The organism is Streptomyces sp. CA189, assembly GCF_056428985.1.
In genome coordinates, this window is record NZ_JBWJVM010000101.1 from 1 (window position 1) to 11,960 (window position 11,960).

Consider the following 11,960-nt stretch of genomic DNA (forward strand, 5'->3'; position numbering starts at 1 on the left):
AGCAGAGGGCGCCTAAATCATGCAGTCCAGGCCGACACCCCACCCCGCCCCCGGCACCGGCCCACCCCCGCAGCCATGCAGACGCCGACCACACCCCAGCCCCGCCGGCGTTTGAGGCGCAGGGGTCCGGGGACTGGTCCCCGGCAACGGCGCCGCACGCTAGGCGTACAACCGCTCCAGCACCACCGCGATACCGTCCGCCTCGTTCGAGAGCGTGACCTCGTCCGCGACAGCGAGGAGCTCCCGGTGCGCGCCCGCCATCGCGACCCCGTACGCGGCCCAAGCGAACATCGGGATGTCGTTCGGCATGTCACCGAAGGCGATCGTCGACGACCCGGTGACGTCCATGAGCGCCGCCGCCACCGCCAGCCCGCTCGCCTTGTCGATGCCCGGGGGCTGCAGCTCCACCGTGTGCTCCCCCGCCATGGTGACGTTGACCAGGTCCCCGACCACCCCCCGGGCAATCTCCGTCAGTTCGTCGTCCGACAGCCGCGGATGCTGCAGGAGCACCTTGTTGATCGGGGACGCCCACAAATCCGACCGCCGGGCCACCGCCACCACCGGCAGGTGCGGGTGCCACATCCGGTAGCCCGGCCCCATCAGCATCTCCGCGTCGACGCCCTCCTGGTTGACGGCCGCCCAGACCTCCCCGACCTCCGCCTCGATCTTCCCGAGGGCGACTTCCGCCAGCTCCCGGTCCAGCGGCACGGAGTGCAGCATCCGCCCGGCCGCAGCGTCGTAGACCTGTGCTCCCTGCCCGCACACCGCGAGCCCCGTGTAGCCGAGGCCGTCCAGGACGTGGCGGACCTGCGGGACGGGGCGGCCTGTCACGATGATGTGCCGGGCGCCGGCCGCGCGGGCAGCGGCGAGGGCCGCGTGGGAGCGGGCCGAGACGGTGTCTCCGGCGCGCAGCAGAGTCCCGTCCAGGTCGGTGGCCACGAGTGCATAGGGGAGGGCGGAAGTCACGCGTCCAAGGATACGGACCTCCTCGGACAAATCTTACAAATAGTGCCCGAATCCGGCCTCCCGCACGCCCCACCAGCCCCTTAACCTGTCAAGCAGCTCCCGGGACACCCCCGGGCCGCGTCGAAAGCGAGGCAGCACCCCATGCCCCAGCAGAGCCCCCTCGATGTGCCCGAGGGCGACCCGTTCGGGCCGCACAACCTCCCCTACGGCGTGTTCTCCACCCCCGCCTCCGGAGACCAGCGGCGGCGCATCGGTGTCCGCATCGGCGGGTACGTGCTCGACGCCGGCGCGGCCGCGGCCGCGCTCGGGTCCCCGTACGCCGGACTGCTCGGGCAGCCCTCGCTCAATCCGCTGCTCGCCGCGGGCCGTACCGCCTGGAAGGACGTGCGCCGCGCGCTGACCGCCTGGGTCACCGACCCCGGCCACCGGCCCTCCGTGGAGCCGCATTTGCTGCCGCTGGAAGACGTGACGCTGCACCTCCCGTACGAGGTCGCCGACTACGTCGACTTCTACGCGAGCGAGCACCACGCGACGAACGTCGGCAAGATCTTCCGGCCGGACGGGGACGCACTGACCCCCAACTGGAAGCACCTGCCCATCGGTTACCACGGCCGAGCCGGCACCATCGTCGTCTCCGGCACGGACGTCGTACGACCCTCCGGCCAGCGCAAGGCCCCCGCCGACCCCGCGCCCGTCTTCGGGCCCTCCGTGAAGCTCGACATCGAGGCCGAGGTCGGCTTCGTCGTCGGCACGCCCTCGGAGCAGGGCCGTCCGGTGGCCCTCGGCGACTTCGAGGAGCACGTCTTCGGACTGTTCCTGCTCAACGACTGGTCCGCGCGCGACATCCAGGCCTGGGAGTACGTGCCGCTCGGCCCCTTCCTCGGCAAGTCCTTCGCCACCTCCGTTTCCGCCTGGGTCACCCCGCTGGAGGCCCTGGACGCGGCCCGGGTCGCCCCGCCGGCCCGCGACTTCCCGCTCCTGCCCTACCTCGACGACTCCGCCGCCGACCGCCCCGGCGGCTTCGACCTGCGCATCACCGTGTCGATCAACGGGCAGGAGGTGGCCACGCCGCCGTTCGCGTCGATGTACTGGACCGCCGCCCAGCAGCTCGCGCACATGACCGTCAACGGCGCCTCGCTGCGCACCGGCGACGTGTACGGCTCGGGCACCGTCAGCGGCCCGGAGACCGGCCAGCGCGGCTCGCTGCTGGAGCTCACCTGGAACGGCCGCGACGCCATCGAGCTCGCCGACGGCAAGCGCACCTTCCTGGAGGACGGGGACACCGTCACCCTCACCGCGTGGGCGCCCGGCGCCGACGGCACCCGGGTGGGCCTCGGCGAGGTCGCCGGCCGCATCGTGGGCGCCGCCGCCCGCTAGCCCGCTAGTGCTGTGACCGGTTCCGGGTGGGGGACGGTGGGGGGACGCCTCGCCTCCCCCACCCGGCCGCACGGGTACACCCGCCCGGGCGACATGATCACCCGGACGCCCTCCGGCCGTGGCAGGCCCCGGGCCGCGCGGTGATGCTGCTGGCATGGCCCCTCGTACCGCCCGGTTCAGCCCCGTGCTCCTCGCGGCCACCGCCGCGCTCACTCTGGCCGCCGCCCCGGCCGCCCCGGCCCCGGCCGCCAGCGTCCAACTGGCCCAGGCCTACCGGGCCTCGGCCAAGTACCACCTGCACCAGACCGCTGTCGCCGCCGGGTACGTCCCCGACAAGTACTGCGTCGTGAACCCGTCGGGCGGCGCCGGCGCCCTCGGCTACCCGCACTTCAACCACGCCTACGACGGCTCCGTCGACCCGCAGAAGCCCACCGCCCTGCTCTACGAGGGCGACGGCGCGGGCCGCTGGCGCCTCGCGGGCCTTGAATGGATGGTCGTGGACCGGGACGGCCGGGAGGACACCGACGACGACCGCCCCTCCCTGTTCGGGGAACCCTTCCGCGGCCCGCTGCCCGCCCGCTACAAGGGGCAGAAGGTCCACTATTCACTGCATCTGTGGCTGTGGAAGAACAACCCCGCCGGACGGTTCGAGCCCTTCAACCCGTCGGTCGTCTGCCGCCCCGGCACCACCAGACCCCGCCCGGTCGCACCCGCCACCACCCCTTAGGGGTACGGGACCCCCGTTCGGAGGCCCGCCGCGTGCGAGGCTCCCGCCTCCCCGGGATGGTGGACGAAACGTCCCCGCCTCACCAGGAGTTCCGATGCCCGCACGCAGCCTGAAGACCGTCCTCGCCTGCGCGGCCGCCGTGTCGCTCGGCCTGGCCGCCGTGGCTCCGGCCCACGGGGTCGAGGGGCCCGCGCCCGACCCGACCAACGCGCGGGCCATGCGGGACATGGCGACGGCAATCGCGGTGACGGCCAAGTACGCGGACGAGCGGGAGGCCCTCAAGGACGGGTACGTACCGCACGGCACGGAGTGCATGACCAACCCGTTCGGGGTGGGCTCCATGGGCTACCACTACGTCAAGGAAGCCAACTGGGGTTCGACGGACCCGAGCAAGCCGGCCGCAGTGCTCTACAGCACCGAGAAGGACAAGAACGGCCGTCGCAAGCTCCAGGCCGTGGAGTGGATGTCCACCGACCGGGACCAGGACCTGAAGACCACGGACGACCGGCCGAGCATGTTCGGCCTGCCCTTCGACGGGCCGATGCCGGGTCACTGGGCGGGCATGCCCAAGCACTACGACCTCCACCTGTGGGCGTACGAGAAGAACCCGGCCGGCCGCTTCCACAACTGGAACCCCGCCCTGACCTGCCCCGCCAAGCCCGGCACCCCGACGAAGCCCACCGACGCACACGACCACGGCCACTAGATCGTCCACCTCGCCACAGAGGGCTGAGCGCGTTCAATTTGCTAGTGACAACGCCCCCCCGATCAGGGATCATGGCCAGTCTCTGTGGATTCTCATGCGCCTGATGCCCTTGGGGGGGATGGGCCGTTCCGCGCGTCATGCAGTGCCGCACCGAACCGAGATCCGCACAGCCCCTTTTCTGAAGGAATACTGCTGGTGCGTCCTACTCGTACGGGGGTCCTGCTCACCGCGGGCCTCGTCACCGCCCTCGGCATCCCGGCGGTTTCCGCCGCGGCTGCCCCGGCGGACCTGTTCGTGAACAACGGCGCGAACTCCAACTGCTCCGACACCCTCCCCGGTGCCGGTACGCAGACCACCCCGTTCTGCAACGTCCTGTCGGCGGCCAAGGCCGCCGAAGCCGGCCAGACCGTACGGATCGCGCCGGGCTCCTACGCCGGGGCCGTCACGGTGGCCCGCTCCGGAGAACCGGGCAAGCCGATCACCTTCACCACCGCGTCCGGGACTTCCGGCAGCTCCGCGAAGGCGGTGCTGCTCGACCCGTTGACCGTCGACGGTGCCTCCCACGTGGTGTTCCGTGGGATCACTGCGGCGCGTGGCACCAAGGTCGAGCGTTCCAGCGACATCGTCGTCGAAGCATCCGACCTCCCGGGCGGGGTCGTGATCGGTGCGGGAAGCTCGGACGTACGGGTCAGCCAGAGCTCCATGGCCTCCGTGCGGATCGGACCCGGCGCCCAGCGCACGGTCCTCAACCGCAGTACCGTCCGCGGCACCGGTTCCGGGCCCCTGGTCGACGTCGTGGACGCCCCCGGCACCGCCCTCGCGAACAACAACGTCAGCACCTACTGCGGCCCCGGCATCTCGATCAGCGGCGGTTCCACCGGATCCTCGGTGTTCAACAACGCCGTCAACACAACGAGCCCCGAGTCCCCCTGCACGGCAGCTGCCGGACCGCGCCACGGTCTCCTGGTGGCGCAGAGCGCCGCGTCCGGCACCCGCGCCGACTACAACCTCCTCGTGAACCAGCCGGCCATCACGGCGGCTCCTTACCACTGGGCGGGCACCGACTACCCGACCCCCGCGGCGTTCACGACGGCCACCGGCCAGGGTGCGCACGACCTCGTGAACCCGGCGGACGTCAAGACCGCTCTCATCGACTCCGCCGATGCGACGGCGCCGGGCGCACTGGCCTCCCCGGACATGAAGGGCTTCGGCTCGATCGACAACCCCCTCGTGGCCAACACCGGCAAGGACGGCGGGTTCCTCGACCGCGGCGCCAACGAGAGTCACGACCGCCTGAGCAGTGCCGCCATGTCGATCACCAACGCCTGGGCGCCGGTGGGGACCAAGGTGGAGGTGAGTGCCTGGGCGACCACCGACTGGCCCTCCGGCATGTCGTACAGCGTGGACTTCGGTGACGGGAGCACCCCTGTCGTCACCACCCCGAAGGGCGGGGAACTCGCGGCCGTCGCCTCGCACGTCTACAGCTCTCCGTGCGCCTGCGTGGTCAAGGTGACCGCCACCAACGGCGCCGGGAAGAAGGTCTTCACGGAGCGGACGGTCAAGGTGACCGCCGACGGCCCGCTGACGACGGCCTTCACCGCCACGCAGGTCCTGCCGGTCTCGGACAGTCCGAGCGAGCGCGTCTCTCCGCTGACCGTCCAGGTCGACCCGTCGGCCACGGTGTCGCCGTGGCCGGTGAGGCGCCTCGCCGTGGACTTCGGTGACGGCACCACCGAGAGCGGCTCCGACCTGTCCAAGGTCACGCACACCTACCGGTCACCCGGTACCTACACGGTGACCGTCACCGCGGAATCCAGGACCAAGTCCATCTCCAAGCGCACGGTCAAGGTCGACTACGCCCCCTCCGGCTACGTCCCCGTCGGGCCGTACCGGATCGGCGACAGCCGTGACGACACCCCGTCCATGCCGGGCGGCGCACCCTTCTCGATGCAGGTGCCCAGGGGGCTCGACCGGCCCGAGTTCCCGATCTCCGGCGGGGTGAGCGCGGTCGTCCTCAACGTGACCGTCACCGGCGCCTCGGAGGACACCCACCTCACCGTCTGGCCCGCGGACCAGCCCCGCCCCGCGACCTCGAACGTCAACGTCCGCGCCGGCGCCACCACGTCCAACACCGTCACGGTCCCCGTCGGCGGCGGCTTGGACACGGTCATGGCGCAGCTCAACTCCGGCGCGGCGTCGATCATCGTGGACTTCGTGGGCTACTACCAGCCCAACATCGGGCAGCGCTTCTCCCCGCTCGCCCCGACCCGGGTCCTGGACACCCGTACGACCGGCGGCGCGCTGGGCGGCGGCAAGACCCGCACGGTCAAGGTGGCCGGCGTCAACGGCGTCCCGGCCGACGCCAAGGCCGTGGCGCTCAACCTGACCGGTACGGGCGCGAAGGAGCAGGCGCACGTCATCGCCTACCCTGACCCGGCCAAGCGCCCCACCACCTCGAACCTGAACGTGGAGCCGGGCAAGGACAAGTCCAACCAGGCCATCGTCCCGGTCGGCCCGAACGGCACCATCACCCTCTTCACCAACTCCGGCTCCACCCACCTGGTCCTGGACGCGGTCGGCTACTACGGCAAGGACGGCACGACCCTCTTCACCCCGGCCGTCCCCAAGCGCCTCGCCGACACCCGCACCACCGGCAAGGTCGCCCCGGGCGCCACCACCACCGTCCCCGGCCTCCCGGCGAACGCCGTGGGCGCGGCCCTGAACGTCACCGCGACCGACTCGACCGGACCCGGCTTCCTGACCGCGTACGCCTTCGGCGCCACCCGGCCCGGTGCCAGCAGCCTCAACACGCTGCCCGGCGTCACGGTCCCGAACCACGTCATGACCCCCGTCGGGACCGGCGGCAAGGTCAGCATCTTCAACAGCCACGGCGGCTCCAACCACGTGATCACCGACCTCCTCGGCTACTTCACCAACCCGTAGCACCACCCGGTACGGTCAGGTCAGCGCACGAACGTGCTCGCGCTGCCCGCCAGGTCCAGGAAGTACTGCGGGGCCACGCCCAGCACCACCGTGACCGCCACGCCCACCGCGATCGTCGTCATCGTCAGCGGGGACGGGACGGCGACCGTGGGGCCGTCCGCCTTCGGCTCGCTGAAGAACATCAGGACGATCACCCGGATGTAGAAGAACGCGGCGATCGCGGACGAGATGACACCGACCACGACCAGCGCTCCCGCGCCGCTCTCCGCCGCCGCCTTGAACACGGCGAACTTGCCGGAGAAGCCGGAGGTCAGCGGGATGCCCGCGAAGGCGAGCAGGAAGACCGCGAAGACCGCCGCGGTGAGGGGTGAACGACGGCCGAGCCCCGCCCACTTGGACAGGTGCGTGGCCTCGCCGCCCGCGTCGCGCACCAGCGTGACCACCGCGAAGGCGCCGATCGTCACGAAGGAGTACGCGCCCAGGTAGAAGAGGACGGACTTGACGCCCTCCGCCGAGGTGGCGATCACACCGGCCAGGATGAAGCCGGCGTGCGCGATCGAGGAGTAGGCGAGGAGCCGCTTGACGTCGGTCTGGGTCACCGCGATGACCGCACCGGCGAGCATCGTGACGATCGCGACGGCCCACATCACCGGCCGCCAGTCCCAGCGCAGGCCGGGCAGCACCACGTACAGCAGCCGCAGGAGGGCGCCGAAGGCGGCCACCTTCGTCGCCGCCGCCATGAAGCCGGTGACCGGGGTGGGGGCGCCCTGGTAGACGTCCGGGGTCCACATGTGGAAGGGGACCGCGCCGACCTTGAAGAGCAGGCCCATCAGGATCAGCGCGCCGCCGATCAGCAGCAGCGCGTCGTTGCCCATGGTGGCGGCGAGCGCCGGGTCGATGTTCGCCACGGTGCCGTCGACGACCTCCGCGATCGCCGCGTAGGAGACCGAGCCCGCGTACCCGTAGACGAGCGCGATGCCGAAGAGGAGGAAGGCGGAGGAGAAGGCGCCGAGCAGGAAGTACTTGACGGCCGCCTCCTGCGACATCAGCCGCTGGCGGCGGGCGACGGCGCAGAGCAGGTACAGCGGGAGGGAGAAGACCTCCAGGGCCACGAACAGCGTCAGCAGGTCGTTGGCCGCGGGGAAGATCAGCATTCCGGCGATCGCGAACAGTGCGAGCGGGAAGACCTCGGTGGTGGTGAAGCCCGCCTTGACGGCTTCCTTCTCGCTCTCGCTGCCCGGTACGGACGCCGCCTGCGCGGCGAAGGAGTCCACCCGGTTGCCGTGGGCGGCCGGGTCCAGGCGCCGCTCGGCGAAGGTGAAGATCACCACGACCGAGGCCAGGATGATGGTGCCCTGCAGGAACAGCGCCGGGCCGTCCACGGCGATGGCGCCCATGGCCGCGATGTGCGCCTTGGAGCTGCCGTACCCGCCGGCGGCGAGCCCGACGACCGCCGCGAAGGCCGAGGCCAGCGCGGCGACGGCGAGGAACACCTGCGTGTAGTAACGGGCCTTGCGCGGTACGAAGGCCTCGACGAGGACTCCGATGATCGCCGCGCCCAGCACGATGAGCGTGGGCGACAGCTGGGCGTACTCGATCTGCGGGGCCGGGATCTTGTCGATCGGCGCCGCGGCCGCCAGGTTCGGCAGCAGGTTCTGGGCAGCAGCAGTCAGGGTGCTCACTTAGCCCCCTCCCCGTTCTTGGCCTCTACGCCCACCTCGGGCTTCGGGTCCGTCTGCTTGACGTCCGACATGGTGTGCTTCACCGCCGGGTTGACGATGTCGGTCAGGACCTTCGGGTAGACGCCCAGTCCGATCAGCAGCGCGATCAGCGGGGCGACCACCAGGACCTCCCGCAGGCGCAGGTCCGGCATGGTGCGGACCTCCTCCTTGACCGGGCCGGTCATGGTGCGCTGGTAGAGGACCAGCGTGTAGAGCGCCGCCAGCACGATGCCGAAGGTGGCGATGATGCCGACGACCGGGTACCGGGCGAACGTGCCGACCAGGACCAGGAACTCGCTGACGAACGGGGCGAGGCCGGGCAGCGACAGGGTCGCGAGACCGCCGATCAGGAAGGTGCCGGCCAGCACCGGGGCCACCTTCTGCACGCCGCCGTAGTCGGCGATGAGCCGGGAGCCGCGCCGCGAGATCAGGAAGCCGGCGACCAGCATGAGCGCCGCCGTCGAGAGCCCGTGGTTGACCATGTACAGCGTCGCGCCCGACTGGCCCTGGGAGGTCATCGCGAAGATGCCCAGGATGATGAAGCCGAAGTGCGAGATGGAGGCGTACGCCACCAGCCGCTTGATGTCCCGCTGCCCGCAGGCGACCAGCGCGCCGTAGACGATGCTGATCAGGGCCAGGACCAGGATCACCGGCGTGGCCCACTTGCTGGCTTCGGGGAAGAGCCCGAGGCAGAAGCGGAGCATCGCGAAGGTGCCGACCTTGTCGACGACCGCGGTGATCAGGACGGCGACCGGGGCCGTGGCCTCGCCCATCGCGTTGGGCAGCCAGGTGTGCAGCGGCCAGAGCGGGGCCTTCACCGCGAAGGCGAAGAAGAAGCCGAGGAACAGCCACCGCTCGGTGTTGGTCGCCATGTCGAGCGTGCCCGCGGCGCGGGCGGCGGCGATCTCCTGGAGCGAGAAGTTCCCGGCGACCACGTACAGCCCGATGACGGCGGCCAGCATGATCAGGCCGCCGACCAGGTTGTAGAGGAGGAACTTGACCGCCGCGTACGAGCGCTGCGCGGCCGCGTTCTCGTCCGACCCGGAGTGTGCCCGGTCCCCGAAGCCGCCGATGAGGAAGTACATCGGGATGAGCATGGCTTCGAAGAAGATGTAGAAGAGGAAGACGTCGGTGGCCTCGAAGGAGATGATCACCATCGCCTCGACCAGCAGGATCAGGGCGAAGAAGCCCTGGGTCGGCCGCCAGCGCGACGAAGAGGTCTCCAGCGGGTCGGCGTCGTGCCAGCCGGCCGCGATCACGAAGGGGATCAGCAGCGCGGTGAGTGCGATCAGCACCACCCCGATGCCGTCGACGCCCAGTTCGTAGCGGACGCCGAAGTCGGCGATCCAGGAACGCGATTCGGTGAGCTGGTAGCGGTCGCCACCGGGCTCGAAGCGGACCGCGACGAGCACGGCCAGGGCCAGGGTCGCCAGCGAGAAGAACAGGGCGAGCCATTTGGCGGCGGTCCGTCGGGCGGCCGGGACGGCCGCCGTCAGGATCGCACCGACCGCGGGGACCGCGGCCGTCACCGTCAGAAGCGGGAAATTCATCTCACACCGCCCTCATCAGCAGGGTCGCGGCGATCAGGATCGCCGTGCCCCCGAACATCGAGACCGCGTAGCTGCGGGCGTAGCCGTTCTGCAGCTTGCGCAGCCGGCCCGACAGCCCGCCGACTCCGGCGGCCGTCCCGTTGACCACGCCGTCGACCAGGCTGTGGTCGACGTAGACGAGGGAGCGGGTCAGGTGCTCCCCGCCGCGGACCAGGACCACGTGGTTGAAGTCGTCCTGGTAGAGGTCCCGTCGGGCCGCCCGGGTGACGAGCGAGCCGCGCGGGGCGGTGACCGGGACGGGCTTCCTACCGTACATCACCCAGGCGAGGGCGACGCCGATGACGAGGACCACCATGGTGGCCAGCGTCACCGTCAGCGCGCTGATCGGCGGGTGTCCGTGCTGGTGTCCGGTGACGGGCTCCAGCCAGTGCAGGAAGCGGTCGCCGATCCCGAAGAACCCGCCCGCGAAGACCGAGCCGAAGGCCAGGACGATCATCGGGATGGTCATGGACTTCGGGGACTCGTGCGGGTGCGGCCACGCCGCGTCAGCGGCATGATCCAGCACAGCGCCGGGGTGCGCCTCGACGCCGGGCTCCACGCCGGGCGTCGTCGCCGGGTCGGGCGCCGGCTGCCAGCGCTTCTCGCCGAAGAAGGTGAGGATCATGACCCGGGTCATGTAGAAGGCGGTGATCGCCGCTCCGAGGAGGGTCACCCCGCCGAGGATCCAGCCCTGGGTGCCGCCCTTCGCGAAGGCGGCCTCGATGATCATGTCCTTCGAGAAGAACCCCGACAGGCCCGGGAAACCGATGATGGCGAGGTAGCCCAGCCCGAAGGTCACGAAAGTCACCGGCATGTACTTCCGCAGGCCGCCGTACTTGCGCATGTCGACCTCGTCGTTCATCCCGTGCATCACGGAACCGGCGCCGAGGAAGAGCCCCGCCTTGAAGAACCCGTGCGTGACCAGGTGCATGATCGCGAACACGTAGCCGATGGGGCCGAGGCCGGCCGCCAGGAACATGTAGCCGATCTGCGACATCGTCGACCCTGCGAGGGCCTTCTTGATGTCGTCCTTGGCGCAACCGACGATCGCACCGAAGAGGAGCGTGACGGCGCCGACCACGACGACCGCGGTCTGCGCGTCCGGCGCCCCGTTGAAGATGGCTCCCGAGCGGACGATCAGGTACACGCCGGCGGTGACCATGGTCGCCGCGTGGATGAGGGCCGAGACCGGGGTCGGGCCCTCCATCGCGTCGCCGAGCCAGGACTGCAGCGGCACCTGGGCCGACTTGCCGCAGGCGCCGAGCAGCAGCATCAGGGCGATCGCCGTCAGCTTGCCCTCGCCGGCCTCGGACACCGAGCCGAGCACGGGGCCGAAGGCGAAGGTTCCGAAGGTGGTGAACATCAGCATGATGGCGATCGAAAGGCCCATGTCGCCGACCCGGTTGACCAGGAAGGCCTTCTTCGCGGCGGTGGCCGCGCTGGGCTTGTGCTGCCAGAAGCCGATGAGGAGGTACGAGGCGAGGCCCACGCCCTCCCAGCCGACGTACAGCAGGAGGTAGTTGTCGGCGATGACCAGGAGCAGCATCGCGGCGACGAAGAGGTTGAGGTAGCCGAAGAAGCGGCGGCGGCGCTCGTCGTGCTCCATGTACCCGATGGAGTACACGTGGATGAGCGTGCCCACCCCGGAGATCAGCAGGACGAAGGTCATCGACAGCTGGTCGAGCTGGAAGCCGATGTCGGCCTGGAAGCCCTCCACCGGGATCCAGCTGAACAGCCGCTGGTGGAAGGTCCGGTCATCGGCGCCCTTGCCGAGCATGTCGGCGAAGAGGGCGAGGCCGATGCCGAAGGAGACGGCGGCGAGCAGGGTGCCGATCCAGTGGCCGGTCTTGTCGAGACGGCGGCCGCCGCAGAGCAGCACCACCGCTCCGAGCAGGGGCGCTGCTACCAGCAGCGCGATCATGTTCTCCACA

General features: G+C 70.6%; 8 protein-coding genes. 4 read left to right on the forward strand and 4 right to left on the reverse strand.

Annotated elements, in window-relative coordinates:
• Positions 1-159: 159 nt before the first annotated feature.
• Positions 160-966, reverse strand: a complete 807-nt coding sequence (locus AC061S_RS39985) for a Cof-type HAD-IIB family hydrolase (RefSeq protein ID WP_478690782.1) — start codon at positions 964-966, stop codon at positions 160-162.
• Between the two features lie 141 nt (positions 967-1,107).
• Between AC061S_RS39985 and fahA the strand changes: the two genes are divergently transcribed.
• From fahA to AC061S_RS40005, 4 genes are all read left to right on the forward strand, one after another.
• Positions 1,108-2,343, forward strand: a complete 1,236-nt coding sequence (gene fahA / locus AC061S_RS39990; RefSeq protein ID WP_478690783.1) for a fumarylacetoacetase — start codon at positions 1,108-1,110, stop codon at positions 2,341-2,343.
• Between the two features lie 154 nt (positions 2,344-2,497).
• Complete coding sequence (locus tag AC061S_RS39995; protein WP_478690784.1) at positions 2,498-3,070, forward strand: hypothetical protein; 573 nt, start codon at positions 2,498-2,500, stop codon at positions 3,068-3,070.
• Positions 3,071-3,164: 94 nt separating this feature from the next.
• Positions 3,165-3,776, forward strand: coding sequence for a hypothetical protein (locus AC061S_RS40000; protein WP_478690785.1), 612 nt, complete (start codon positions 3,165-3,167; stop codon positions 3,774-3,776).
• A 195-nt stretch (positions 3,777-3,971) separates the two neighbouring features.
• Positions 3,972-6,719 carry a PKD domain-containing protein gene (locus AC061S_RS40005; protein ID WP_478690786.1) on the forward strand — a complete coding sequence of 916 codons (2,748 nt, stop codon included), beginning with the start codon at positions 3,972-3,974 and terminating at the stop codon, positions 6,717-6,719.
• Between the two features lie 20 nt (positions 6,720-6,739).
• Here the strand turns inward: AC061S_RS40005 and nuoN are convergent, their stop codons facing one another.
• The 3 genes from nuoN to nuoL are packed head-to-tail and all read right to left on the reverse strand — an operon-like array spanning position 6,740 to position 11,959.
• Complete coding sequence (gene nuoN / locus AC061S_RS40010) at positions 6,740-8,359, reverse strand: NADH-quinone oxidoreductase subunit NuoN (RefSeq protein ID WP_478690801.1); 1,620 nt, start codon at positions 8,357-8,359, stop codon at positions 6,740-6,742.
• A gap of 38 nt (positions 8,360-8,397) precedes the next feature.
• Entirely contained in the window at positions 8,398-9,990 is a 1,593-nt protein-coding gene (locus AC061S_RS40015; protein ID WP_478690787.1) for an NADH-quinone oxidoreductase subunit M, read from the reverse strand.
• Between the two features lies 1 nt (position 9,991).
• Positions 9,992-11,959, reverse strand: a complete 1,968-nt coding sequence (gene nuoL, locus AC061S_RS40020; protein ID WP_478690788.1) for an NADH-quinone oxidoreductase subunit L — start codon at positions 11,957-11,959, stop codon at positions 9,992-9,994.
• Between the last annotated feature and the right edge of the window lies 1 nt (position 11,960).